The 26,295-nt window shown below is 61.6% G+C and carries 15 protein-coding genes; 7 read left to right on the forward strand and 8 right to left on the reverse strand.

Annotation, left to right across the window (positions count from 1 at the left end; all coding sequences use genetic code 11):
• The first annotated feature begins 263 nt into the window (after positions 1–263).
• Together FBAL_RS13795 and FBAL_RS13800 are read left to right on the forward strand one after the other, a co-directional pair.
• A complete protein-coding gene (locus FBAL_RS13795) occupies positions 264–1,763 on the forward strand; it encodes a sensor histidine kinase (RefSeq protein WP_013346194.1) in 1,500 nt (499 codons plus the stop codon).
• Positions 1,760–3,085: a sigma-54-dependent transcriptional regulator gene (locus tag FBAL_RS13800; RefSeq protein ID WP_013346195.1), complete on the forward strand. Its 1,326-nt coding sequence runs from the start codon at positions 1,760–1,762 to the stop codon at positions 3,083–3,085. The genes FBAL_RS13795 and FBAL_RS13800 overlap by 4 nt, the downstream gene beginning before the upstream one ends.
• A gap of 49 nt (positions 3,086–3,134) precedes the next feature.
• Here FBAL_RS13800 and FBAL_RS13805 read toward each other — a convergent pair whose 3' ends face one another.
• The 3 genes from FBAL_RS13805 to FBAL_RS13815 all read right to left on the reverse strand — a co-directional run bounded on the left by FBAL_RS13805 (position 3,135) and on the right by FBAL_RS13815 (position 7,096).
• Complete coding sequence (locus FBAL_RS13805) at positions 3,135–3,386, reverse strand: hypothetical protein (protein ID WP_013346196.1); 252 nt, start codon at positions 3,384–3,386, stop codon at positions 3,135–3,137.
• A gap of 32 nt (positions 3,387–3,418) precedes the next feature.
• Positions 3,419–4,318, reverse strand: coding sequence for a ribonuclease T2 family protein (locus FBAL_RS13810; protein ID WP_171814273.1), 900 nt, complete (start codon positions 4,316–4,318; stop codon positions 3,419–3,421).
• 93 nt (positions 4,319–4,411) lie between these two features.
• Entirely contained in the window at positions 4,412–7,096 is a 2,685-nt protein-coding gene (locus tag FBAL_RS13815; RefSeq protein WP_013346198.1) for a TonB-dependent receptor, read from the reverse strand.
• 231 nt (positions 7,097–7,327) lie between these two features.
• On the opposite strand from FBAL_RS13815, the gene FBAL_RS13820 reads away from it, so the two are divergent.
• Both FBAL_RS13820 and FBAL_RS13825 read left to right on the forward strand, forming a co-directional pair.
• Positions 7,328–9,343 (forward strand): methyl-accepting chemotaxis protein, encoded by a 2,016-nt coding sequence (locus tag FBAL_RS13820; protein ID WP_013346199.1) that lies wholly within the window; start codon positions 7,328–7,330, stop codon positions 9,341–9,343.
• Positions 9,344–9,528: 185 nt separating this feature from the next.
• Positions 9,529–11,544: a methyl-accepting chemotaxis protein gene (locus FBAL_RS13825; protein ID WP_013346200.1), complete on the forward strand. Its 2,016-nt coding sequence runs from the start codon at positions 9,529–9,531 to the stop codon at positions 11,542–11,544.
• 356 nt (positions 11,545–11,900) lie between these two features.
• Here the strand turns inward: FBAL_RS13825 and cydX are convergent, their stop codons facing one another.
• From cydX to FBAL_RS13840, 3 genes are read right to left on the reverse strand one after another with little or no spacing between them, the layout of a single operon-like run.
• On the reverse strand, positions 11,901–12,008 hold the full coding sequence (gene cydX, locus FBAL_RS19985; protein WP_013346201.1) for a cytochrome bd-I oxidase subunit CydX: 108 nt from the start codon (positions 12,006–12,008) through the stop codon (positions 11,901–11,903).
• Positions 12,009–12,035: 27 nt separating this feature from the next.
• Entirely contained in the window at positions 12,036–13,175 is a 1,140-nt protein-coding gene (cydB, locus tag FBAL_RS13835) for a cytochrome d ubiquinol oxidase subunit II (RefSeq protein ID WP_013346202.1), read from the reverse strand.
• On the reverse strand, positions 13,168–14,790 hold the full coding sequence (locus tag FBAL_RS13840; RefSeq protein WP_013346203.1) for a cytochrome ubiquinol oxidase subunit I: 1,623 nt from the start codon (positions 14,788–14,790) through the stop codon (positions 13,168–13,170). The genes cydB and FBAL_RS13840 overlap by 8 nt, the downstream gene beginning before the upstream one ends.
• Before the next feature lie 1,785 nt (positions 14,791–16,575).
• On the opposite strand from FBAL_RS13840, the gene FBAL_RS13845 reads away from it, so the two are divergent.
• Complete coding sequence (locus FBAL_RS13845) at positions 16,576–17,706, forward strand: M14 family metallopeptidase (protein ID WP_013346204.1); 1,131 nt, start codon at positions 16,576–16,578, stop codon at positions 17,704–17,706.
• Positions 17,707–17,764: 58 nt separating this feature from the next.
• On the opposite strand, the gene FBAL_RS13850 is transcribed toward FBAL_RS13845, so the two are convergent.
• Positions 17,765–19,534, reverse strand: a complete 1,770-nt coding sequence (locus tag FBAL_RS13850) for a S8 family peptidase (protein ID WP_013346205.1) — start codon at positions 19,532–19,534, stop codon at positions 17,765–17,767.
• 311 nt (positions 19,535–19,845) lie between these two features.
• Here FBAL_RS13850 and FBAL_RS13855 point away from each other — a divergent pair, with 311 nt between their 5' ends.
• Positions 19,846–20,574 (forward strand): DNA methyltransferase, encoded by a 729-nt coding sequence (locus FBAL_RS13855; protein WP_013346206.1) that lies wholly within the window; start codon positions 19,846–19,848, stop codon positions 20,572–20,574.
• Between the two features lie 278 nt (positions 20,575–20,852).
• On the opposite strand, the gene purL is transcribed toward FBAL_RS13855, so the two are convergent.
• Positions 20,853–24,743, reverse strand: coding sequence for a phosphoribosylformylglycinamidine synthase (gene purL, locus FBAL_RS13860; RefSeq protein WP_041251778.1), 3,891 nt, complete (start codon positions 24,741–24,743; stop codon positions 20,853–20,855).
• A gap of 103 nt (positions 24,744–24,846) precedes the next feature.
• Here purL and mltF point away from each other — a divergent pair, with 103 nt between their 5' ends.
• Entirely contained in the window at positions 24,847–26,235 is a 1,389-nt protein-coding gene (mltF, locus tag FBAL_RS13865; RefSeq protein ID WP_013346208.1) for a membrane-bound lytic murein transglycosylase MltF, read from the forward strand.
• The last annotated feature ends 60 nt before the right edge of the window (positions 26,236–26,295 follow it).

Genomic DNA, 26,295 nt, shown 5'->3' on the forward strand with positions numbered 1-26,295 from the left:
TTGCTCCTTTTTTGCGGTCAATGGGGACAACGGCCCCGCTCACACAAACCATTGAAAAAACCGTACCAACCCGACAAACCCCGCCAGAACCGGCATTATCAACGCCACCACGCAGTCAATCTGCCCATATCGGCATGCCCCACCTGCCGTTATCGGGAACCCCTTGCCCCTTGCACCCCCGCTAACGCCCTGACAAGCTGGGAAACTGGCTTGGCACGAAAGCTGTATTGCCTGTTCCACCTTGTGTTGGAGTTCGCTATCCCATGTCTTTGAAGCGCTACCTGTTCCTCGCCTTTGGCTCTCTGATGTTGCTGTTCACTGTGATGCAGTGGTTCCTGCTCAGCACCCTGACCGATGACTTCCACCAAACCCTGGGCGACCAGTCCGGCCAGGTGGCCCGGCGGGTGGCTGAGGTGACGGTGGAAAACCTGTTTGATGGTGAGCAGTTCCTGATCCAGCTGCCCGAGGCACCCCACTGGCCCAACCCGGAAGCCGCCCACGAATTCGCTGAGCAGCAACGTGAGGTGGTGATTCAGCAACTGGAAGCGGAGCGGCAACGGCAGGAGTCGATCCACCAGGAGTTGGAAGCGCTGAGCGAACAGGGCCGCGCCGTGACCGAGCACATCCTCACCCTGAATGAACCTTCCGCCCTCAGCGAAGCGGAGCAGGCCCAGCTCAAAGCCGAACTGGAAGCGGTGCGCGAACAGGCGCTGGCCCAGGCCCGCCGCATCAAGGTGGAGTTTGAACAGAACAGTGATCGGGTGTGGATCCAGGGTCTGGCGGCCCCGGTGGAGATGCACCTGATGCAGGCGCCGGAGCAACGGCTGCTGGAGGAGTTTCGCCAGACCCTGTTGATATTCCTGGCCGGTTCCGGCCTGGTGGGGCTGGGGCTGGTGTACTGGCTGGCGCAACGACTGGCGCGTCCGCTGGAGGCGCTGGATCAGGGCTGTCAGCGCTTGAGTGAAGGGGATCTGGGGCACACCATTCCGCCCCAGGGCAGCTCCGAAGTGCGCCACGCCATCGGCGCCTTTAACCATATGAGTGGTTCGCTGGCGCGGATGACCGAACAACAGAAAACCCTGCAAAGCCGCCAGCATCTGGCGGAGATTGGCGAGATCGCCCGGGGCCTGGCCCACGCCCTGCGTAACCCGCTGCACACCATCGGCCTGGCACTGGAGCATCTGGACCAGTCCAAGCCCGACGAACGCGCCCGCTGGCGTGACCAGATCCGCGCCAAGCTGCGCCATATGGACCGCACCCTCACCGCCCTGCTGACCCTGGCCGCCAATGGCATCGACCGGCAGACTCAGAACAACGCACGGGCGCTGGTGGACGACATCGTGCTGGAGTTGGCGATGGCCAACACCAGCGGCGTGCGGTTTGACAATCAGGTGCCCGCCGAGCTGACGCTCACCGGTGCCCACTCTGAGCTGCGCACCATGCTTCACACCCTGATGGTGAACGCTCAGGAAGCGCTGGCAGAACAGGGCGGCGAGGATGCCGAGGTGGTGATCAGCGCCCGCCAGCAGCCGGGCAGTGTCAGCCTGCTGGTCAGCGACAATGGGCCGGGCCTGTCGGCGGCGGTGGCCAATCGCCTGTTTGAGCCGCACCAAACCACCAAATCCGATGGCTCCGGCATGGGCCTCTATCTGGCCCGACGCCTCGCCCGCTTGTGGTATCAGGGTGATGTGACACTCAGCAATCGCCAGCCCGGTCCCGGCTGCCAGGCCACCCTGACCCTCAGCCAAGGAGAACAACAATGAGCCACTGCCCCATTCTGGTGTTGGAGGATGATCAGGCCCAACGCACCCTGCTGACCCAGATTCTGGCGGAAGCCGGACACCCGGTTGAGGGCGTTGCCACCGCCGAACAGGCTGATAAAGCCCTGGCCCAGGGGCACTGGCAGCTGCTGCTGTCAGACTGGAAACTGGCCGAAGGGGACGCCGCCGAACTGATCCAGTCCGCCCGCCAGCGCTACCCCACCCTCGGCATCATCGTCGCCACCGCGTACGGCTCAATCGCCCACGCGGTCAGCGCCATCCAATTGGGCGCAGACGATTACCTGGCCAAGCCGTTCCAGCGTCAGGAGCTGATGCTGGCCATCGATAAGGTCAGCCGGGCCCGCCGCCTGCGGGAAGACAACGCCGCCCTGTCGGCCCAACTGTCGGAGCAGGAGCGGCTGGTGGATCTGGTTGGCCACTCCGCACCGATGCAGCGGGTTTATCAGCGCATCCAGCGGATCAGCCAGGTGGCCGCCACAGTGTTGATTCAAGGGGAGAGCGGCACCGGCAAGGAGCTGGCTGCCCGTGCCCTGCACAAGCTGTCGCCCCGGCGCGGCCCCTTTATTGCGGTGAACTGCGGCGCCATTCCGGAGAGCCTGGCGGAGTCCGAGCTTTTTGGCGCTGAGAAGGGGGCCTACACCGGCGCCCATCAGACCATCGTCGGCAAGATTGAAGCGTCCAGCGGCGGCACCCTGTTCCTTGATGAGATTGGCGAACTGCCGCTGGAGCTGCAAACCCGCTTATTACGGGTGTTGCAGGAGGGCTGCATCACCCGGCTCGGCAGCAGCGAAGAGCGCAAAGTGGACCTGCGGGTGATCGCCGCCACCCACCAGGATCTGGCCAACGCCGTGGCCGATGGCCGCTTCCGCGAAGACCTCTACTACCGCCTCAACGTGATCCCGCTTGCCATGCCGCCGCTGCGGGAGCGTCCCGAGGACATCCCTGCGCTGGTCAACTGCCTGCTGACCCGCAGCGCCCAGCGCCACAAGCTCACCCCGCCAGAACTGACGCCGGCGCAGCTGAAGGCGCTGATGGACTGCCCCTGGCCGGGCAATGTGCGGGAGCTGGCCAACGCGGTGGAACGGCTGGTGCTGCTGGGCGAGCTGGAGCTGAGCCCCCTGCCCGCCAATCCGGGCAATGCACCGCTGCTGCCCAGCGAGGGGATTCAGTGGGAGGTGTTGGAGCAGCGCTACCTGCAGGCGGCGCTGGAACGGGCCGAGGGCAACCGTTCCGAAGCGGCGCGACTGCTGGGGCTGGGCTACAAAGCGTTTCTCTACCGGGCGGAGAAATACGGCCTGACCTGAAACGCAACAGGGCGGCCCATTGGCCGCCCTGTTGCTGCATGGGAATGAATTACTTCAGACCCTTGCTGGTGAACAGCACCGCGTTGTCGCCGGCGAAGCCCACTTTAATCTGTTTGTCGTCGTTGCCCCAGACGCAGCTTTCGGTGCCCATCGCCTGTTCGCACTTGTCCGCCCCGCCCAGAATGCCTTCCACTTCGGTTTTGCTCATGCCCATTTCGATTTTATCGTAGTTCTCTTGGGTCAGCTTGCTGCAGCCGGCCAGCAGCAGTACGGCCAGAGCGCCCATCATCAGCGGTTTCATCAATTCACTCCTTACTCGCCAGAAAGTGGCGCCTAGGGTAACAGATCAAAGCGCGCAGGACAGCGTTGTTGTCCCCGGTAGGGCTGAGGTTTCGCCTGGTTCGGCTGCTCCGGCAGCGCCGGTTTCAGGTAAACCCGCACCTCCTCCAGGTAGCCGCTCTTGCAGTGAAGACTAACCGCGCCCCCAAAACCCCACTCATCAAACCACCCCAGCACCGCAGCACGGCTGACCGAGCCCCCGGCATTGGCACGCAGCTGATTGGCCGGGGCAGAGGTGCGCAGCCACTGGCTGTAGGCCACCGCCTGTTCAAAGTAGGGCTGCTGAGCCAGGCCGGAACAGCTGCCGTGCTTGTGCCACTGGTAACGATCAAGACACACCTTGCTACCGGGCATCACCCTGTCCAGCCCCTCACGGGTGTCTTGCTCCAGCGCCAGCGGGCCATAGCCGCAGAATCGCTGCTTTTGGCTGCCGTCGCAAAACGCCGGGTGGGCCCCACGGGAATTGGAGGGCCAGAGGCCGTGCAGCACCAGGTCCGGCTTAGCACCCCGGCAATCGGGCCGGTTGCGGCCATTGCAGAAACCGGTATGCCAGCTCATCGCCAGGGTATAGAAGTCGAAATCCGCCTGGTGGGTTTTCGCCGGTGCCGGTTGGCCGGTGCTGCCCCCCTGGTGGCGCCCGCAGGTTTTGGCCACCCAGCGGCGCTGGCCTTCAACCTCCAGCAACCACCAGTCGCCCCCCGGCTTATTCTCCGCCAGCACCCGGTAATCCTGGCCGGGGCTCACCACCAGATTGCCGGGATTGGTTTGCTTGCGGATGGACTGGTAGGCCGGGCAGGCCTGCTCCGCACTCAGTGCACCGCTGGCAGGGCTTTGGCCGTGGGCAACAAAGGGCAACAGGGAGAGGGAAAACAACAGGGGCAAAAACGCGCGCATGGCGATGAAATACCGAAATATCAGGGAACCGCGAAAGGGTAGCATGGCGGCACAAAAAAGGGCTCCTTTCGGAGCCCTAAACGATGACGACCATCAGAAACTTTGCTTGTAGGTGGCGTACCAGGTACGGCCACGGATGTCGTACAGGGCGGTATCGGTTTCGCCGTTTTCGTCCAGACGCGGGTCTTCATCAAACAGGTTGCGGCCACCCACGCTCAGCGACCCCTGCCACGGCAGGTGATAGGTGTAGCTGGCGTTGACCGAGGTGTAACTGTCGAACTGGTCATACACTTCGCGGACGCCGGTCTCCGGGTCAACCCAGTCGTTTTCCTGCTTGCTGATGTAGTAGGCGTACAGCGCAACGGCGTGGTCGCCCAAAGTCCAGTCAACGGAGACGTTGATGCGGTCATCCGGGTAGTACTTGCGACCGGCCTTGTCTTCCGACACGGCGGTTTCGCCAGTCTCTTCGTCGGTGTACTCCTCGGTGTACTTGAGGTAGTGGGACCAGGCCAGGTTCCAGCCAATGTCACCCAGCTGAGTCTCGTAGTTACCGCCCAGCTCGATATCCAGACCCTCACGCTCGGACGCGCCGAAGTTGCCGGTCAGGGAGTAGATCCCCTGCAGACGGCCATTGGCGCCAATCTCGTAACCCAGGCCAGGCACCACGTCACCGATGTATTCGTCGACGCCGTTCTCCCACAGGAACACCTGGGACAGCAGCACCAGATTTGGGTTGTAGTCCTGGATCAGGTTCTCCAGCTCCAGATGCCAGTAGTCGGCCTTCACATAGTGGTTGTCGCCGATGTTCCAGACCGCGCCGAAGTTGTAGCTTTCGGACTCTTCCGGCTCCAGGTCTTCGTTGCCCCCGGTGTAGGCGGCAGCGTAATCCCACTCGCCGCAATCCGCCGGTGAGGTGCCGTTGTCGTAGCAGCGCACGTAGTTCTTACGCCAGCCGTAGCCCTCCTGCAGACCGGAGTAGAGGTCGGTCAGGGTCGGGGCACGGAAACCGGTGCCCCATGAGGCGCGGAACATCAGGTCTTCGATGGGGTTGTAACGCAACGCCACCTGCGGGTTAAAGGTGTCGCCAAAGTCGGAGTAGTCGTCGTAGCGGCCCGCCACGTTCAACTCCAGGTTGTCCAGAATCGGGAACAGCATCTCAAAGTACGCCGCCCACACTTCACGCTCTGCGGTGCCGCCCGCACCCCCATTGCCGCCGTAGACGTTACCGGCTTCCGCCTGGGCATCCACTTCGGAGCGGTACGCCTCCTCGCGGTAGCTGGCGCCGACATACACGCTGGTGGTGCCGCCGGGCAGCTCAAACACGTCGACGGACACGCCACCCATGGCCTCCCAGTAGGAGGATTCGTTGCGCTTGTCGTAGTTGGCTTTCACCGCATCCGGCACTTCGGAGTACGGGTCACGGGGGTCCCAGCCTTCAAACTCCCCGGTTTCGGCGTTGTAGTCGCCCACCGCGTCGGTCAGGGAGGGGGTATGGATGTAGTTCTGGCCCCAGGTGAAGTTGTTGTAGCGGTTGTGGTTAAAGGAGAAGTCCCAGCTCAGCAGGTCGTGGCTGCCATCCAGCGCGATCATAAAGTCGAGGATGGAGTCGTTATGCTCGGCGCGGCGGTTGCCCATGGTGTTGAAGCGGTACAGCATGTGGTCGCCATTGAACACCTCCACCAGCTCATGGCCTTCGGCGGTGGTGTAGCTGGGCAGATCTTTGTCGAACCAGATCCCGGCCGGAGTCGGCGCTGAGGTGTCGATGGTTTCGTTGTAGGCCCAGTAGGCGCGGGCGGTCAGCGCGATCTCGTCGTTGATGTTGTAGCGGTAGTTCACCAACGCGTTGTCGCGGCGCTGGTCATTCTGAATGGCCGCTTCCAGGGTGTAGTCGTAGGCGCAGATGCGGTCATTGGGGTAGCTGGCGTCCTCCAGCGGGCCAAAGAACTCGTTCTTGCCGGAGGTGTTGTAGGCGCTGCAATCACCGCTGGTCAGCGGCACCAGGTAATCCCAGCTGTCGGAGGAACGCACCAGGGTGCGGCCACTGGCCGACAGGCCGGTGTAGTCGTAGACGTAGCGCGGGTCACCGCCCTCTTTGAGCTGGTTGCGGCTGTAGTCGCGGTCCTTCATAAAGATGGCGTCGCGCTCGTAGTGTTCCCAGGTGAACACCACGGAACCCAGGTCGCCGGAGATGCCGCCGGTAAAGGTGTAGTGGTTGGACTCGCCGCCCTCCGCTTCCGGCCACTCCCCCTTGGCCGCGACTTCCACCCCGGAGAACTCCTTTCTGAGGATGATGTTGATCACCCCGGCGATGGCATCGGTGCCATAGATGGCCGAGGCGCCGTCGGTCAGGATCTCGATGCGCTCTACCGCCGCCATCGGAATGGTATTGAGGTTGGCGGCCCCGCCATCCATTACCGGTGACTTGGCCATGCGGTGGCCATCCAGCAGCACCAGGGTATGGAAGGCACTGGACCCTTTCAGTGCAACGGTGGATTGGGAACCCCAGCCGTTGTTGGCACCGCCGCCCCAGGAGCCGAAGGAGTTGAGGTTGGAGCTGCGCAGCGCGTCGCCCACGGTGGAGAAGCCGGTGTTGATCAGGTCTTCTGCGGACAACACGGTGACCGGCGAGGCCCCCTCCATGTCGATGCGCTTAATGTGGGACCCGGTCACCTCGATCCGTTCCGGTTCCTCGTTGTTGCTGGTCTCTTCGGCCCAGACCGGAGCGGTCGCCAGTGCCCAGGCAGCGCCGATGGAGAGCGCCAGTTGGCTGCGATTCATGGTAATCCCTCTTTCTTGTTGTGATTGCGATTCGGGGCGCCATGGGGACCGCTCACCTCCCACGAATATTGTATACATTTTATGCCCGGGTACATTGTATACATTATTCGTTTACATATTTGCAACATCATTGAACAACGCTTTTCTTGAGGGGGATCAATTCCGTTCCTTGCTTCGAACCCTATTCTTGTCGCTGTAATTACAATGAAAAATGAGCAGTTAGAGGCGGATATGAGGTTTTCTCAATGGCGATTCGGACAGCAGATAGGCTCCCTGTCGCTGGTTATCTCTATGGTGGTGTTGGCCGGGTTGGGCACCCTGACCTACCAGTTGTCAGCCCAGGCACTGCGCCAGACCACAATGGCCGGAGTCCAGAGCCAGCTGGATGCGATGGCCGCACTGGTGGGGATTCAGTACCAATCGCAACGTGACCTGGCCGAACACAATGCCCGCCTCTTTGCCGATCTCTTTCCTGGCGACTTTGAGCTGACCGGCAAGCGCGTCACCGTTGCCGGCACCAATGCGCCGGAACTGCGCAGCGGGCCCCGCCTGATCAACACCACCCTGGCCCAGGTGGACCGCTACGCCAAAATCACCGGTGGCAGTGCCACGGTGTTCGTGCGGGACGGCGATGACTTCCTTCGCATTGCCACCTCACTGCGCACCGAAACGGGCAACCGCGCCACCGGCACCTGGCTGGGCACCGCCCACCCGGGCTACCAGGCGCTGATCAACGGCCAGCCCTATATCGGCTACGCCACCCTGTTTGGACGCGAGCAGATCACCGTGTATGAGCCGGTGATTGACGCCAGTGGCACCGTCATCGCCGTGCGCTTTATCGGTCAGGATGTGACTCAGGCCAGCGAGCAGTTGGCCAGCACCCTGGCCAACATCCGGCTGGGACAGAGTGGCTATTTCAGCCTGATTGACCGACGCAGCGGCCAGTTCCTCTACCACCCGGAGATGAAGGACAACGCCGACGTGGCCACCCAAACCGATGATCAGGGCACGCCCCGTTACCAGCGCGCCCTTGGCGGCGACCACAGTCGCATCGAGCGCCTCATCATCAACGGTGAACCCTGGCTGCAAAGCAGCGCTGAGGTGGCGGGTCCGGGCTGGGTGCTGACCGCCGCCGCGCCCGAGCAGGAGCTGGAGAGCGCCCTCTCCAACCTGCGCCGCTTCTCCGTGATGGCCTCAATCGTGGGCTGTGGTCTGATTGGCCTGCTGCTCACCCTGATGCTGGCCCGCACCCTCAATCGCCCTCTGGAAGCCCTGTGCCAGCGCATTGATGCCATTGGCCACGGCGACCTTGCCCAGCGACTGCCCGAGGTGCCGGCAAACTCCAGCAACGAAGTCCACCGCATTACCGCCAGCGTGGCCACCATGGCAGAGCGTCTGCGCCAGCTGCTGACCGCGATGAACCAGTCGGCCCAGGTGCTGGAGCAGTCCGCCTCCGGCTTGCAGACGGTGGCCCAGCAGAACGGCAGCAGTGCCGCAGAGTTGATGCGCCAAACCGACCAGATCGCCACGGCGATGGAGGAGATGAGTTGTTCTGTGCGGGAGGTGGCGCGCCACGCCAGTGGTTCGGCAGAGCACTCGCAGCAGGTGGACCATGCCGCCAAGGATGGGGACCGCCAGGTGGATGCGGTCATTGGCCAGATGGAAACCCTGGCGCAATCCCTGCGCGAAGGCGCCAACAGCATGGATCGGGTGGCCGAAGAGAGCCAGGCGATCGCCAAGGTGGTGCAGGTGATCAATGAGATTGCTGAGCAGACCAATCTGCTGGCCCTCAACGCGGCCATTGAAGCCGCCCGTGCCGGTGAGCAGGGCCGGGGGTTCGCCGTCGTGGCCGACGAAGTGCGCTCCCTCGCGCAGCGAACCCAGCACTCCACCAAAGAGATTGGCGACACCATCGAGCGGCTGCACCAACGCACCCGTGATGCGGTGGACCAGATGGCGCAGAACCTGTCCCTGAGCCAGCAAGCCACCGGTCAGTCCGGTGAGGCCGGGGTGGCGCTGACCCAGATCAGCCGCAGTGTCACCCAGCTGGCCGAAAACGCCACCTCCATCGCCAGTGCCGCCGAACAGCAAGGGGTGGTGGCCGATGAGATCGCCTCCAACCTCGGCCACATCACCGAACTGGCCCGCACCAGCGAGCAGGACGCCGGACAAACCGTGGATGCCGCCAATGAACTGAGCCGCCTGTCGGAATCCCTGCGCGACCATCTCGGCCGGTTCCGCCTGTAACCCCCCTTCCCTCCCTTCGCGCCGCCTCCGGGCGGCGCACTTTTCACGCCGCGCCCCCCCATAGATACAAACGACATACAAAACATTCGCTAATGTTTGAGTTTCAACAGTAATCCGTGCGGCCTTAAACCGTACGCTGTGCCTGCAATTATGGAAATTCAAAAACTATAAGAAAGGAGCAGGCAATGTCGTTCTCAACATGGCGCGTTGGCAGCCAAATCAGCGTGTTGGCGCTCGGAATATTGACCCTGGTTATGGCCGGTTTGGGCACTACCGCCTACCAGCTGTCCGCCACGGCGCTGCACCAGAAAGCCATACAAAATGTACGAAATGAGTTGGATGCCATGGCCTCATTGGTGGACATCCAATACCAGGCCCAACGCCAACTTGCGCAACACAACGCGCAGGTTTTCTCTGAGCTCTTTCCCGGCCCCTTCCGGCTGGCTGGCCAGAGTGGCACCTCCGGCAGCCCGCGGGTGCCCCAACTGCTCAGTAATCAGGAGGTGATGAATGGGCGGGACCAGGAGGTCGACCGTTTTGCCAGCCTGACCGACGGTAACGCCACCGTGTTTGTACGCTCCGGCGACGACTTTGTCCGGATCGCCAGCTCGCTGCGCAAGGAGGATGGCAGCCGGGCCACGGGCACGACTCTGAAAACCGCCCACCCCGCCTATCAGCGACTGCTGGCCGGGCAAAACTATGTCGGTTACGCCACCCTGTTTGGCCGACAGCTGATCGCCGTCTACACCCCAATCACCAATAACGACAATCACGTGATTGGCGCGCTCTATATTGGCCAGGACGTCACTGACGTGTTCACCCAGTTGTCGGCCACACTGACCAAAATCGAGTTTGCAGACAGCGGCTATTTCAGCCTGCTGGACCGAAGTAATGGCCGATTCCTGCATCACCCATCGCTTGAGGGGGACAGCCTCGCCAGTGACCTTAAGGACGACCTGGGACAACCCCGCTACCAGCAAGCGATGACGTCACCGGACGGGGAGATCATCCGGTTCAGCCTCAACGGCGAAAACTGGCTGCAAAGCCGCACCGAGGTCACCGGCCCCAACTGGCTGCTGCTGGCTGAAGCGCCGGAACAGGAACTGGTGGCCGCACTGTCTACGCTGCAGATCTTCTTTATCTGCGCCTCAGTGGTTGCCGCTCTGTTGCTGGGGCTGTCCCTGCTCTGGGTGCTGCAACGCACCCTCAACCGGCCTCTGGATGCGCTGTGTCAATCCATCGATGCCATTGGCCAGGGCCAACTGAATCTGGAACTCCCCCATGCTCCGGAGAATTCGAAAAACGAGGTGCATCGGATCGTCGCCAGCGTTGGCGCCATGCGAGAGGGTTTGTACACCCTGCTGCAAGCGCTCAATCACTCGGTGGAAGCGCTTGAGCAGGCCGGCAGCGACCTGCAGGGCATGGCCCAGCGCAACAGCAACGGCGCCGCCGACCTGAAGCAGCAGACTGAGCTTATCGCCACCGCCATGGAGGAGATGAGTTGCACCGCGCGGGAAGTGGCCCAGCATGCCAGTCAATCGGCGGAGCACTCGCGCCAGATGGACAGCACCGCGGACACCGGAGACAAGGAGGTGCATGCGGTTATCCGGCAGATGGACACCCTGGCCGAGTCGCTCAACCAGGGCTCCACCAGCATTGATAGGGTGGCGCGGGAGAGCCAGGCCATTGCCAAGGTGGTGCAGGTGATCGATGAGATCGCCGAGCAAACCAATCTGCTGGCACTCAATGCCGCCATCGAAGCGGCCCGCGCCGGTGATCAGGGCCGCGGCTTTGCCGTGGTGGCCGACGAGGTTCGGCAACTGGCCAAGCGGACACAACACTCCACCACCGAAGTGAACAGCACCATTGAGCAGCTTCACAGCCGCACCAGCGACGCGGTGTCGCAGATGAATGCCAGCCTTGAGCTGGGTAAGCGCTCCAGCGAGCAATCCAATGCCGCCGGTGCCGCGCTGCAGGCGATCACCCAGGGGATTGGCCAGCTTTCTGCCAGCACCAACACCATCGCCAGCGCCGCCGAAGAGCAGGAGGCGGTGGCCGCCGACATCGCCGCCAACCTCAGTAAGATCTCGGATCTGGTCAGGCTGAGTGAGGACGATGCGGCCCAGACCGTCCATGCCGCCAGTGAGCTCAATCAGGTGGCCAACAAGCTGCGCACCCATCTGGCCCGCTTCCAGTTGTAACCGCGTCCGGACGCACCGCCATGCGCCGCCCTGCCGGGCGGCGTTTTTTTTTGGGGGGGGCCCGCTGGCTCAATCCCTGCCCGGGCTTATCGAGGCCACAGCTTTCCACGCTCAACCGACACCTGCCACCGCGCCGCAGCGGATGCCCTTGCCCCCAGCCGATGGCCCGTGGTCGCGATACGCATCGGCTACGTGCTCTGCTGGCCCTGCCCGGTGGCAAGGCCACTGCGGGCCCCGGCGACGAAGCATCACACCGTCCAGAAACGACAAAACGCCGTCCCGAAGGACGGCGTTCTCAGTATTGGGTTGGCCCACCACCTGAGCAGTGAGCCAGGACGCGAACTAACGAGGAGTTGTTAGTCTTCGTCCTTGTCCAGCGCTTCCTGAGCTTCCAGCCACAGGCCGTTGATGATGCCAAAGGCACAAGCCAGCAGCACACCCAGGATCCAAGCGAAATACCACATAGTGTTTAGCTCCTAATTTCCCAGGCCTTAGTACAGAGAGGCCGAGTTCTTCTCAATGTGGGCGTCGTTCAGACGACCAAACATCTTCACGTAACACCAGATGGTGTAACCCAGGATGATCGGTACGAAGATCACCGCGGCAACCAGCATCACCTTCAGGGTCAGCTCAGAAGCAGTGGCATCCCACATGGTCAGAGAGTGGTTCGGGTTCTTGGAAGACGGCATAACGAACGGGAACAACGCCACAACCGCAGTCACAATCACACCCACGATGTTCAGGCTGGAGAACAGGAAGGCAAAGCCGTTCTTGTTCGCCTTAGTGGCGCCCATTACCAGCAGCGGCATCAGCACGGCCAGGGCCGGGAATACCCACAGTACCGGGTAGCTGTAGAAGTTGTTCCACCAGGCACCAGCCTGCAGCTCAACGGTCTTGGTCAGCGGGTTAGTGGCCGCACCGGTATCGATGGCGGAGGTGATCACGTAGCCGTCGATGAAGCTGTTCTGCCATACACCAGCAATCACGAACAGCAGCACGGAAGCGGTCGCCAGCACCATGGTGGCCTTACGGGCACGCAGGTACAGTTCGCCTTCGGTCTTCATCTGCAGCCAGGTGGCACCGTGCAGAGTCAGCATGGCGAAGGACAGCAGACCCGCCAGCAGGCCGAACGGATTCAGCAGGCCGAAGAAGCCGCCATCGTAGTAGCTGCGCATCCACTCGTCGTAGTAGAACGGCACGCCCTGGAACAGGTTACCGAAGGCCACACCGAACACCACCGGCGGAACGAAGCCACCAATGAACAGACCCCAGTCCCAGCTCTTACGCCAGCGCGGATCTTCAATCTTGGAACGGTAGTCGAAACCGATCGGACGGAAGAACAGGGCGAACAGGGTCAGCACCATGGCGATGTAGAAGCCGGAGAACGATGCCGCGTAGACCAGAGGCCAGGCCGCGAACAGTGCACCACCGGCGGTCAGCAGCCAAACCTGGTTGCCGTCCCAGTGCGGGGCGATGGAGTTGATCATCACCCGGCGCTCGTTGTCGGTTTTACCAATGATGGGCAGCAGGGCGCCCACACCCATATCGAAGCCGTCAGTTACGGCGAAGCCAATCAGCAGGACTACTACCAGTACCCACCAAATCAGGCGTAGCATTTCATAATCAAGCATTGCTCGGAGTCTCCTTGGCCGGTGCAGTCACGGCTGCATCAAACGCCGCTTCTTGTTGTTGCTGTTGACCTTGCTCGAAGTGGTAGCGGCCGGTTTTCAGGCTGCTCGGACCCAGGCGGGCAAAGCGGAACATCAGGAACATCTCAACCACCAGGGCCACGGTGTAGAAACCGCAGATCAGGATGATGGAGAACCACAGTTCACCAACCGACAGACTGGAGGCGGACATGTAGGTGGGTAGCACCTCAGCAATGGTCCACGGCTGACGACCGTACTCAGCAACGAACCAACCACACAGGATGGCGATCCACGGTGCCGGCAGGATAAACATCAGACCCTTCAGCAGCCACGGCTTCTCGTCGACTTTCTGTTTGCAGCTCTGGTAGAACGCCAGACCAATGGCACCCAGCATCAGGAAGCCCAGACCAACCATCACACGGAAGTTCCAGAACAGCGGGCCCACGGCCGGGATGGAGTCATCCACTGCCTTAGCGATCATCTCTTCAGAGGCGTTCGGAATGTCGTCGGTGTAGCGCTTCAGCAGCATGCCGTAACCGATGTCGTTCTTATGCTCTTCGTAGATGGCGCGCTCTTCCTCGGTCAGCTCGCCTGCGCGCAGCTTCTCCAGCAGACCAAACGCCATCATGCCGTTGCGGATGCGCACTTCGTGCTCCGCTTTCAGGTCGATGATGCCGGTAACCTGCTCGTCCAGGGAGCGGGTTGCGATGATGCCCATCACGTACGGAATGCGTACCGCGAAATGGGTTTCCATGTTCTCGCTGTCCGGGATACCGAAGGCGGTAAAGGCGGCCGGGGCCGGGTGGGTTTCCCACTCCGCCTCAATGGCAGCCAGTTTCACCTTCTGCACGTCACCCACCTCGTAGCCGGACTCGTCACCCAGTACCAGTACGGACAGGATGGAAGCCATACCAAAGGCAGCGGCAACGGAGAAAGAGCGACGGGCAAACGGCAGGTCGCGCTTCTTCAGCAGGTAGTAGGAGCTGATGGCCAGAACAAAGATGGAGCCGGTCACGTAGCCTGCGGCCACGGTGTGAACGAACTTAACCTGAGCAACCGGGTTAAACATCACTTCGGCAAAGGAGACCATCTCCATTCGCATGGTTTCGTAGTTGAACTCGGCGCCGATCGGGTGCTGCATCCAGCCGTTCGCGATCAGAATCCACAGGGCGGACATGTTGGAGCCGATGGCCACCAGCCAGGTTACCGCCAAGTGCTGACGCTTGGAGAGGCGGTCCCAACCGAAGAACATCAGACCCACAAGGGTGGACTCAAGGAAGAAGGCCATCAGGCCCTCGATAGCGAGGGGGGCACCGAAGATGTCGCCCACATAGTGGGAGTAGTAAGCCCAGTTGGTACCGAACTGGAACTCCATGGTGATACCGGTGGTAACACCCAGGGCAAAGTTGATAGCAAACAACTTACCCCAGAACTTACACATGTCTTTATAGACTTGCTTGTTGGTCATCACATAGAGCGATTCCATGATGGCCAACAGGAAAGCCAGACCCAAAGTCAGGGGCACGAACAGGAAGTGGTACATCGCGGTTAACGCGAACTGCAACCTCGATAGATCGACGACTTCATCGATAATCATTGCGTTCTCCTCAACACCTGCGCGCCCACCTAAAAGTAGGCCACACAGGCAACGCCTAGTTCAACAAATGCAGCTTAAGGACGGTAACCCGAAAGTCACCATCCTCAGCTCTGAAAAGGGGCGCGCAAAGACACGACTGAAGGGCGTCAAAGGGGGGGACAGTCCAACCAAGGTCAGAAATGTACTCTTCCATGTCGCGACTCCGCGCAAATAACATCCACTTAACACCGGCTTCGGCAAAATTGCCGCCGATGAGACGGGAAAAAAGTGCGGAAAGCGAATATGATGAAGACCACACTTTTCCTGCTGTTTATAGCATCGCTAGCAGAACGCTCTCAATCCCTGCCAGACCGCGGGATCCCATTTTGTGAGCCACCCCTCAGAACAAGATTTCCGGGCGAAAAACTTTGCCTTGTTTCCAGAATGTTGCAATCACCAGCGGGTACAGATCTCCGGAGCAGAAAAAATGCCCGTCGACGCCAAAACACCAACTGCGTCACATTTTTGGCAGACTTATATTTATCATTTACATTGAATAACTATTCACCACTTCATTTAAGTTATTGTTTTTAAGCGCATTCCAAATCCGAACAAAAAACACACCAAACACAATGGATTAGTTTTCCTAATTTCAAATACAATTTTTCTCGGTTGTTGGGTTGACCCCCTCTCACTACACTAGCGCTGCGACATTGAGACAGGCTTTAACCGCGGCGCTGCGTGCCCCGCCTCAGCCACGTCTCTGCGCAAAGTGTTCTTAATACTGTGTGTGTGGAGGCCCTGATGAAAAAGTTTGTAGATTCCCTGGTGGCAAAGTATCAGCGTTCTTTTGTTGAGCTTTACCGTCAGCAGGCGAAATAAGATTTCGACTGCAACCCCCTTCTTGCGTTACTTGCTAGTGCTTTAAAAACTTGCGTTACTGCTAGTGCTTATTTGACCGCTCACTTTGAGCGGTCTTTTTTTTGCCTGAAAACAAAACAACAACAGATGAGATTCACTCATCCGTGTCTTTTTTCTCGCCCGTCCCAATATTTCACTCTCTTAATTTTCATTAAGCCTCGGGTTTCCAAGTCTTTTTCTCCCGCCAGCGCGTGATCCAGATCAAGCCGCCAGTGCATCTATCCCATTTGGGGTATGTTGCGAACGCCGCTCTGGCAGTACTTTTAAACCTTCATCGGATCTCCTCACATCGTCGGTGCCGTCCCGACTGATGTGATTCCGGATTACTGACCAGACACGATCCATCGTCTCCAATACACTCGATTACGGTTCCCTGCAAACCGGATCGTCTTGGTCAAACGCCCCCTTTCCAGGGGGCTTTTTTTTGGTTCATCGCATATTTTCGTGGGAGTTTTGGCTCCGGGTCCGTTGCTACCTCCCGAGCCGTTGCCGGGATGCCCCGGCGGGCACCAGAAGGGCGTTGCCCCTCTGGACTCCCCTTTGCCTCCGGCGCGGCGAAAGCCCCCTCGCTCCCACTCCTTCCCGTTCAGCACTGGCCAGACTCGCATCCTTGCTCGACTGGCACTCCCAGTCGCTCCCGCTCGGCGCCGCGAGTCGGCCTTTGGTGGACGGCTACGCCGTGATAGTTGGGTGCTCATTCCAATTCGAAATCAGCAGCGATCCCTCGCTTACATGAGGTATGTGCTTTGATAAGTCGCTCATGTCTTCTTTCCCCGCTAATCCGCGAAGAACCTTTTTTTTGCCTTATCAACCGCCCTTGATCTCTGCCCGCCGCCCCGCCACCATGGCGCTTGTCCCCTACCTCAACGCACAAGGAGTGCCAGCGTGCAGATCACCAGCGCTTTTGACAGTGGCAATATCGACGTGGTGTCCATTGAGGACGCCGCCAACATCCAACTGACCATCCGGGCCGACCACAACACCGAGAAGTTCCAGTGGTTCCACTTTGCCCTGCACGGTGCCGCCGGGCAGGACTGCCGCCTTAATCTGACCAACGCCGGCAGCGCCGCCTACGTCGATGGCTGGAAGGACTACCACGCCGTCGCCAGCTACGACCGGGAGACCTGGTTCCGGGTCGAGACCGAATTCGATGGTTCCACCCTGACCATCCTCCACACCCCGGAGCGCAACCAGGTGCACTACGCCTACTTCGCGCCCTACACCAGTGAACGCCACCACGACCTGATTGCCGCCTGCCAGGATGATGACCGGGTCTACTACCAGAGCCTTGGCCTGACCCCGGACGGCCAAAGCCTCGATCTGCTGCGCATCGGCAGCCCGGATGAGGGCAAGAAGGTGTGCTGGATCATCGCCCGCCAGCATCCGGGTGAGACCATGGCCCAGTGGTGGATGGAGGGTTGCCTGGCCGCCCTGCTCGATGATGCGGATGCGGTCAGCCATGCCCTGCTCAGCCAGTGTGTGTTCTACCTGGTGCCCAACATGAACCCGGATGGCAGCCGCCGTGGCCATCTGCGCCATAACGCCCACGGCACCGACCTGAACCGCGCCTGGCGCCAGCCCAGCCTGGAGACCAGCCCGGAAGTGTTCCATGTCCGTCAGAAGATGGAGCAAACCGGCGTCGACTTCTTCCTCGACGTCCACGGCGATGAGGGGCTGCCCTACAACTTTATCGCCGGTGCGGAAGGGATCCCGTCCTGGAGTGAGCACAAGCAGGCCCAGCTGGACGGTTTCAAACAGGCACTGGTGGCCGCCAGCCCGGAGTTCCAAACCGAGTTTGGCTATGACGTTGATGCCCCCGGCCAGGCCAACCTGGACATCGGCAGCAACTTTATTGCCCAGCACTTCGACTGCCTGTCGATGACGCTGGAGATGCCGTTCAAAGACAATGCGGCGCTGCCCAACCCCATTGTCGGCTGGAGCCCGGAGCGCGCTGCCGCGTTTGCCCCGGCCAACCTAAAGGCCCTGCTGGCCTGTTTGCAGCAGCAACTGCTGTAAGCCCTGAGCTCATAAAAAAACGCCCCGGTCGGGGCGTTTTTTTGTTTCTGGCGTTCGCTCAGTCCACGGTCACCGTCAGGGTGGCGCCAGAGTAGGCGCGGTAGCCGTAGATGCCGATGTACCAGGTGCCAGCGGTGGGATTGGCGCCGCTGCAGGTTTCGTTGTTGCCGTTGAGGTAGGGGCGGCAATCGTAGCTGTTACGGGTCGGGTTGCTGCCGTAACGCACGTACAGATCCGCATCGCCGCTGCCGCCAGCCAGACTGATGGTCAGGTTGCTGGCCCCATCGGGCACCTCAACACTGAAGTACTGCCAGCTGCGACGGGCCCCATCGAGATTCTCATAGGTATCAGTGGTGCCATCACCCCCGCCGCCACCGGTATCGCCATTGATGGCAGCGGTCACCGCCGCATCAGAATCCACCAGGCCAGCCCCGCAGTTGCTGCAGTTGTCCGCCCGGGAGGTGGACTTCAGCAGGCTTTCAGCGCGATCCGGCGTCATGGTGGGGTCCGCCTCATACAGCATCGCCACCAGGCCCGCTACGTGCGGCGCCGCCATGGAGGTACCCTGCAGGTAGTCGTAGCTGTCGCTGCCCGGCGACGTGGCACCACTGTTGTAGGTGGAGAGCACGCCGTTGGGATCACTGGCAAAGCTCTGAGCGCCGCCCGGAGCGGAGATGTCTACCGAGGCACCGTAGTTGGAGTAGTAAGCCCGCGCGCCATCGCGGCCCAGAGCCGCCACGTTAATCACGCCACTGCAGTTGGCAGGATTGAAACCACTGGCGTCAGCATTGCTGTTGCCCGCCGCCACCACCACCGCCGCGCCATTGCTGCGGGCGGTGTTGATCGCCGCCTGCGTGGTGCTGCTGCAACTGCCACTGCCCCCCAGGCTCATATTGATCACGTTGGCCGGATTGGCGTTGGTCGGTACCCCGGACACGTTGCCCCCGGAGGCCCAGATGATGCCGTCAGCAATGTCGGAGGTGTAACCGCCGCACTTACCCAGCACCCGAACCGGCACCACCTTGGCGTCATAGGCCACGCCCACCACGCCGGTGCTGTTGTTGGCCACCGCCGCCACGGTGCCCGCCACATGGGTGCCGTGCCAGCTGCTGTCATAGTCTGATGGGGGATAGCCACCACCACATTCACCCTGGGTCATGGCATCGCCAGGATCCTGAGCATCACTGTCGCGACCATCGCCATCCACCGACACAAAGGTATCGCTGATCATGTCATAGCCGGGCAGCAGGTTGGCGTTCAGGTCCGCGTGGGGGCGATAACCGGTATCCAGTACTGCCACCACGGTGCCCGCGCCGGTGGCATTGTCCCAGGCCGCCGGCAGATTCATCCCGGCAGTGGCCTCAAAGTAGTGCCACTGGTCACCGTAGCGGGGATCAGTGGGGGTGGCCGCGGGGCGCAACAGCTGGTCCACTTCAATGGAAACGATATTGGGATCGTTCGCCATCATATCGCTCATCATCGCTTCCGCATCGGCGCGGTTCAGCGCACGATCAGCCCGCATCACGTGACGCTGGGCCAGGCCCATTGCACGAAGGTATTGAATCTCTCGACCCAGATTACGGCCCAGCGCTTCGGTGCGCTCCAGCATCTGCGCCCGGCGCTGCTGAGCGTTCATCAGTCCCCACTGGTTGGGGCTGGCCGTCAGCGCTGCTTCGTCGTACTGGACGATAAAGCGGGTGGCCGGTCCGTCATTCAGGCTGGCCCCCACCGACTTAGCGGCGGGGACATTGGGGCGTTCCAGTGCCGATACGGCAGGGCTGGCCAACAGCACACCGCTCAGCGCGGCACAAAGTAACGTCGGTTTCATAGCGGTTCCTTGCATAGACAAGTTGGCGGACAGAACGTCATAAGCGTGTCGTTTCCACTTATTTCCCTGCCAACACGACGTATCAAAATCTCGGACAACCGAGCCAAGGCCGACGCCTACCCTGAGCCCATCGGGGACATATCTCCATGCACGGAGGCTATTTGGCAGCCAACGTCAGAACGCACTCACGAGCGAATGGGTGCAAAGCCCCGTTTCACTCCAGCAGGACAAGCCATCTCAGCGCAACTTGACGATTCGCACCCAAAAACTGTATATATAACCAGCACTGTTCATTTATACAGATACGTACCATGAGCACATTTCAATTGAGCCATAGCCAGCCAGTGGCCTGGCTGAAATCTCTGGGCCGCCACTCGGTTGACCTGGTGGTGACCGAATTGCCGACCCCGCGTCGCGGGCCAGCCATCGCCACCGAACTGAAAAATGCCCGCTCGGTGCGTAATCAGTGGTTTGCCATCTTCCCCAATGACCCCTACCCCGGCCTGTTTGAACAGCTCTACCGGGTGCTCAAGCCCAACAGCCACTTCTACCTGTTTTGCCGTCAGGAGGCGCTGTTCGTGGTGAAGCCCCTGGCCGAAGCCGCCGGCTTCCGTTTCCAGACCGTGCTGGTGTGGGACCAGCAGCGCAAGAAAACGGGCCGCAACTACCGCAACCAGCTGGGCTGGATCTGCCTGTTTGAAAAGGGCCAGCGGGCGGTGGCCGACCCCAGCCAGAGCGACCTGCTGAGCTACGCCCTGGAGAACCAACACAAGCCCCACGCCCTGCTGGCACTGCTGATGGCGCAAAGCAGCGCTCCCGGCCAGCTGGTGATCGATCCCTTCTGCCTCGACGCCCAGATAGCCCAATCCGCCCTTACGGAGGGCCGACGCTTCTGCGGTGCCTGTGCCGACGAGGCTCAGCATCTGGCCCTGCGCACTCAACTGCGGGCCCTGCCCGACATCACCGAACTGCTGACCCGCCCCGCCAGCACGCCCCTGCCCGGCTGGGCCCAGGGCAGTGCGCAGATGGCGCTGCTCTGAACCCGGCGAAAAAAACCACCTGCATAGCAGGTGGCTTTGATGACCCGAATCCCCTTGGGCTCCGTGCGGCGCAGCCGCACGCTACGGTATAGGCCACCTCTTCGGTTTTAAGTACGGATTCGGCCGTAGTGTGCGCCTATGGCGCACGAACTGAACCAGCATGGGCACGCTACGGGCATAGCCCCGGAGTTCTGTTCACCAGCGCTATCGGCAGTGGTTTAGGGATGGCAATAAAAAACACCGCCCGAGGGCGGTGTTTTTTATTGCCGGTTGGCCGATTAACCCAGGGTCACCCGGGCGCTGCGGAACATCCGCATCCACGGGCTGTCTTCGCCCCAGCCGTCCGGGTGCCAGGAGTTGGCCACGGTACGGAACACCCGCTCCGGGTGCGGCATCATGATGGTGGCGCGACCGTCGGTGGTGGTCAGGCCGGTGATGCCGGCCGGCGAACCGTTGGGGTTAGCCGGGTACTGGGTGGCAATCTGGCCACGGTGGTTGAGGTAACGCAGCGCCACGGTGCCGGAGTTGTCTGCGGCCTGGAACGCGTCCAGGTTGGCAAACTCGGCACGGCCTTCACCGTGAGACACGGCGATCGGCATGATGGAGCCAGCCATACCGCCGAGGAAGGCGGACGGGCTGTCCTGCACTTCCACCAGCGAGAAGCGGGCTTCAAAGCGCTCAGAGCGGTTACGCACAAAGTGCGGCCAGTGCTCGGAACCGGGGATGATGCTCTTCAGGTTGGAGAGCATCTGGCAGCCGTTACATACCCCCAGAGAGAGGGTGTCCGGACGCTCGAAGAAGCCCTGGAACTGCTCACGGGCACGGTCATTGAACAGGATGGACTTGGCCCAGCCCTCACCGGCACCCAGTACGTCACCGTAGGAGAAGCCACCACAAGCCACCAGAGCCTGGAACTGCTCCAGAGTCAGGCGACCTTCCAGGATGTCACTCATGTGCACGTCGATGGCTTCAAAGCCTGCGCGGTCAAACGCCGCCGCCATCTCAACGTGGGAGTTCACCCCCTGCTCACGCAGGATCGCCACCTTGGGCGCGGTGCCCTTGGTGATGTAAGGCGCGGCGATGTCTTCAGCCGGGTTGAAGGTGAGTTGGGTAAACAGGCCCGGATCCTCAGCATCCTGCTTGGCCTTGAACTCCTCTTCCGCACACTCCGGGTTGTCACGCAGAGACTGCATGCGGAAGGTGGTTTCGCCCCACAGGGTGCGCAGCTCGGTGCGGGACTCATCCACCAGCACCTGCTCGCCCTGGCGGATCACGATGCGATCCGCGTCGGACAGGCCACCAATCACGTGGCTGCATGCGGCCAGGCCATGCTCAGCCAGTACCGCCTGCACCGAGGCGAGGTCGTCGTTGCGCACCTGGATAACGGCACCCAGCTCTTCGTTGAACAGCAGGGCCAGCGGGTCGTTGCCCAGGCCAGTCAGATCCACATCCAGACCCAGCTTACCGGCGAACGTCATCTCAGCCAGGGTCACCAGCAGACCGCCATCGCCCTTGTCGTGGTAGGCGATCAGCTTCTGCTCAGCGATCAGGCTCTGAATCGCCAGCCAGAAACCTTTCAGGCGGGCGGCATCGTCCACATCCGGAGCCACGTTACCCAGCTGGTTGTACACCTGGGCCAGGGCAGAACCGCCCAGACGCTGCTGGCCTGCGGCCAGGTCCAGGTACACCAGGGTGCTGTCGCCAAGGTCATTGCGCAGCTGCGGCGTCACGGTGTTGCGGGCGTCTTCCACCCGGCCAAAGGCGGTGATCACCAGCGACATCGGCGCGGTCACGCTCTTGGCTTCGCCGTTCTCTTCCCAGGCGGTCTTCATCGACATGGAGTCTTTGCCCACCGGGATGGTCAGGCCGAGGGCCGGACACAGCTCTTCACCCACGGCTTTCACCGCTTCGTACAGACCCGCGTCTTCACCCGGGTGACCGGCAGCGGCCATCCAGTTGGCGGACAGCTTAACGTGCTTGAGTGCGCCAACGTGGGCAGACGCCAGGTTGGTGAGCGCTTCACCCACCGCCATGCGGGCGGAGGCGCCGTAGTTGATCAGGGCCAGCGGGGTGCGTTCACCCATCGCCATCGCTTCACCGTGGTAGGTGTCGAGGGTGGCGGTGGTGACGGCGCAGTTGGCCACCGGGATCTGCCAGGGGCCGACCATCTGGTCACGGGCCACCAGGCCGGTCACGGAGCGGTCACCGATGGTGATCAGGAAGGTTTTCTCGGCCACGGCCGGCAGGCGCAGCACCCGACGGATGGCGTCTTTCAGCTCAATGCCGCTGGTGTCCAGCGCCGGGGCCGCACACACCGTGGAGGCCACATCGCGGTGCATCTTCGGTGCTTTGCCCAGCAGCACCTCCATCGGCATGTCGATGGGGTTGTTGCCGAAGTGGCTGTCTTCCAGCACCAGCTGCAGCTCTTCAGTGGCTTCACCGATCACCGCGTAAGGGGCACGCTCACGTTTACAGATGGCGTCGAACACATCGAGGTTCTCGGCCGCCACCGCCATCACGTAACGCTCCTGGGATTCGTTACACCACAGCTCCAGCGGGCTCATGCCCGGCTCGTCGCAGGGCACATCGCGCAGTTTGAAGCGGCCACCACGGCCACCGTCGTCCACCAGTTCCGGCATGGCGTTGGAGAGGCCACCGGCACCCACATCGTGGATAAAGGCGATGGGGTTGCCGTCACCCAGCTGCCAGCAGCGGTCGATCACTTCCTGGCAACGGCGCTCAATCTCCGGGTTGTCACGCTGCACGGAGGCAAAGTCGAGGTCTTCGGAGGACTGGCCGGAGGCCATGGAGGAAGCCGCGCCGCCGCCCAGGCCGATGTTCATGGCCGGGCCACCCAGCACAATCAGTTTGGCGCCAACCGGGATCTCGCCCTTCTGCACGTGCTCCTCACGGATGTTGCCGAAACCGCCCGCCAGCATGATCGGCTTGTGGTAACCGCGCACCTCGGTGCCGTTGAAACTCTGCACCTGCTGCTCGTAGGTACGGAAGTAACCGTTCAGGGCCGGACGACCAAATTCGTTGTTGAACGCGGCGCCGCCCAGCGGCCCCTCAATCATGATGTCCAGCGCGGTGACGATGCGGTCCGGCTTGCCGTAGGGCTGCTCCCAGGGCTGTTCAAAGCCGGGGATGTTCAGGTTGGACACGGTAAAACCGGTCAGACCCGCCTTCGGCTTGGAGCCACGGCCGGTGGCACCCTCATCGCGGATCTCACCACCGGAACCGGTGGCCGCGCCCGGGTAGGGGGAGATGGCGGTGGGGTGGTTGTGGGTTTCCACCTTCATCAGGATGTGGACCGGCTCCTGGTGATAGCGGTAGACGCCATCGGCGTCAGCGAAGAAGCGACCCGCGTTGGAACCGGTCATTACCGCGGCGTTGTCCTTGTAGGCGGACAGCGTCTCTTCCGGGGTCACTTCAAAGGTGTTCTTGATCATCTTGAACAGCGACTTGGGCTGCTCAACGCCGTCGATGGTCCAGTCGGCGTTAAAGATCTTATGACGGCAGTGCTCAGAGTTGGCCTGCGCGAACATGTAGAGTTCGATGTCGTTGGGGTTACGGCCCAGCTTCTGGAAGTTCTCGACCAGGTAGTCGATCTCATCCTCGGCCAGCGCCAGACCCAGGGAAACGTTGGCCTGAGCCAGCGCTTCACGGCCGCCAGCGAGGATGTCCACGCTGGTAAACGGCTTGGGTTCCGCCGCTTCAAACAACACCTTGGCGTCGTCGAAGCCCGGCAGTACCGCTTCCACCATGCGGTCGTGGATCAGCCCCAGCAGGGCTTTCTGTTCGGCCGGCTCCAGGTTACGGTCCAGTTTGACGTACCAGGCCAGGCCGCGCTCCAGTCGTTTCACCTCAGACAGGCCGCAGTTGCGGGCGATGTCAGTGGCCTTGGAGGACCAGGGTGAAATGGTGCCCGGGCGAGGCACCACCAACAACAGGGTGCCTTCCGGGGTATGCTCCTCCATACGGGGACCATAAGTCAGAATTTGGGCAAGTTGTTGGGTGTGTTGCTCAGACAGGGGAGCGGAGAGATGGGCGAAGTGAGTGTATTCAGCGTAGAGGTCTGTGACGGGCAGTTTGGCATCTCGGCAAGCTTGCATTAGCTTGTTGACCCGAAACGCGGATAACGCCGGAGCGCCGCGAAGGATCTCAATCACGTCGGTTCACCTTATATATTGTTATGATGCAGGGTATGGTTGAGGTGGGCGCTATTATAGAGAAAAGCCCTGCCTAAAACACCCTCAGTCAATCAGGAAGATGACCCGAATCGTTCACCCCGTGAAGCCAGTCCTGCTGCCGCTGCTGCTGACTCTGCTGTTAAGTGGCTGCCTCGAACTGGCACAACCGCAAACCCAGGCCCGCGCCGTGCCCAGTCGCACCACGCTGGATGTCGGTACCCTGTATGGCCCCACCACCTATGTGGTGGAGGGTCAGGGCGCGTCCGGCTTCGATTATGACCTGGCCACCGAGTTTGCCGCCTACCTCGGGGTGCCCCTGAAAATCCACGCTTACCACACCCATGAAGCGCTGTTTCATGCCATGGAAGCGGGCCGCGTTGACCTGATGGCCGCGGGCCTCACCAGCACGCCGACCCGCCGCCAGTTCTGGCGTTTTGGCCCGCCGCTCTACGACATCACCAACCAGCTGGTGTACCGCAATGGCGTGATGCGCCCCAGAAACCTCGGCAACCTGCACGGCACCCTGATGGTGGCCAAAGGCAGCAGCCACGTTGAGCTGCTGCACCGACAAAGTCAGCAATATCCGGATCTGACCTGGCAGGAGAGCAGTGACTACGATGCCCAGGAGCTGCTGGCGATGGTGGCCGAAGGCAAGCTCGATTACACCCTGGCCGACTCCACTGCGGTGTCCGTCACCCAACGTTTCCACCCGGAGCTGCGGGTCGCCTTCGACCTCGGCCAACCCATGCCCATCGCCTGGGCCCTGCCCCGCACCAACGACAGCGTCCTGTTCAGCGACCTTCTGGATTTCTGGGACAGTCAGGTGCGCGGCGAAAGACTGGAGCGGCTGGAGGAGCGTTACTTCGGCCACGTTCAGGGGTTTGATTACGTCGACACCCGGGCCTTTATCCGCGCCACCCAGTCCAAACTGCCCCGCTACCAGCCGCTGTTTGAGCGCTATGCCGGTGATCTGGACTGGCGCAAACTGGCCGCCATCAGTTACCAGGAGTCCCACTGGAACCCCAACGCCCGCTCACCCACCGGGGTGCGCGGCCTGATGATGCTGACCCTGCCCACCGCCAAGCGGATGGGGATCCGCAACCGCCTCGACCCGGAGCAAAGCATCCGCGGCGGCAGTGAGTACCTGCAACAGCTGCTCACCCGTCTGCCCCCGCGCATCCCCGAAGAGGAGGCGATCTGGTTCGCCATGGCCGCCTACAACATTGGACTCGGCCACCTCGAGGACGCCCGGGTGATCACCGAACGCCACGGCAAGGATCCCAACAGCTGGAAGGACGTGAAGGAGTACCTGCCGCTGCTGCGCAAGCGCAAGTATTACCAGAACACCCGCTACGGTTTTGCCCGCGGCGACGAGGCCGCCCACTACGTCGACAACATCCGCCGCTACTACGACACCCTGGTGTGGCTGGACAGCCAGTCTCGCTTGCCCGACGCCAGCCACTTCTGAACCGATACCAGGGTGTGCGCGCCATCACGCCGACGGCGAAATCTCTGTGAGCCGAACCAC

This window comes from Ferrimonas balearica DSM 9799, assembly GCF_000148645.1.
Classification (GTDB): Bacteria; Pseudomonadota; Gammaproteobacteria; order Enterobacterales; family Shewanellaceae; genus Ferrimonas; species Ferrimonas balearica.

Excerpts from the sequence above, each read along its gene's own strand:
- mltF (WP_013346208.1), top strand. The coding sequence starts at position 24,847 with ATGACCCGAATCGTTCACCCCGTGAAGCCAGTCCTGCTGCCGCTGCTG.
- cydX (WP_013346201.1), bottom strand. The coding sequence starts at position 12,008 with ATGTGGTATTTCGCTTGGATCCTGGGTGTGCTGCTGGCTTGTGCCTTT.
- FBAL_RS13800 (WP_013346195.1), top strand. The coding sequence starts at position 1,760 with ATGAGCCACTGCCCCATTCTGGTGTTGGAGGATGATCAGGCCCAACGC.
- FBAL_RS13810 (WP_171814273.1), bottom strand. The coding sequence starts at position 4,318 with ATGCGCGCGTTTTTGCCCCTGTTGTTTTCCCTCTCCCTGTTGCCCTTT.
- FBAL_RS13850 (WP_013346205.1), bottom strand. The coding sequence starts at position 19,534 with ATGAAACCGACGTTACTTTGTGCCGCGCTGAGCGGTGTGCTGTTGGCC.
- FBAL_RS13840 (WP_013346203.1), bottom strand. The coding sequence starts at position 14,790 with ATGATTATCGATGAAGTCGTCGATCTATCGAGGTTGCAGTTCGCGTTA.
- FBAL_RS13855 (WP_013346206.1), top strand. The coding sequence starts at position 19,846 with ATGAGCACATTTCAATTGAGCCATAGCCAGCCAGTGGCCTGGCTGAAA.
- FBAL_RS13825 (WP_013346200.1), top strand. The coding sequence starts at position 9,529 with ATGTCGTTCTCAACATGGCGCGTTGGCAGCCAAATCAGCGTGTTGGCG.
- FBAL_RS13820 (WP_013346199.1), top strand. The coding sequence starts at position 7,328 with ATGAGGTTTTCTCAATGGCGATTCGGACAGCAGATAGGCTCCCTGTCG.
- FBAL_RS13795 (WP_013346194.1), top strand. The coding sequence starts at position 264 with ATGTCTTTGAAGCGCTACCTGTTCCTCGCCTTTGGCTCTCTGATGTTG.
- FBAL_RS13815 (WP_013346198.1), bottom strand. The coding sequence starts at position 7,096 with ATGAATCGCAGCCAACTGGCGCTCTCCATCGGCGCTGCCTGGGCACTG.
- FBAL_RS13805 (WP_013346196.1), bottom strand. The coding sequence starts at position 3,386 with ATGAAACCGCTGATGATGGGCGCTCTGGCCGTACTGCTGCTGGCCGGC.
- cydB (WP_013346202.1), bottom strand. The coding sequence starts at position 13,175 with ATGCTTGATTATGAAATGCTACGCCTGATTTGGTGGGTACTGGTAGTA.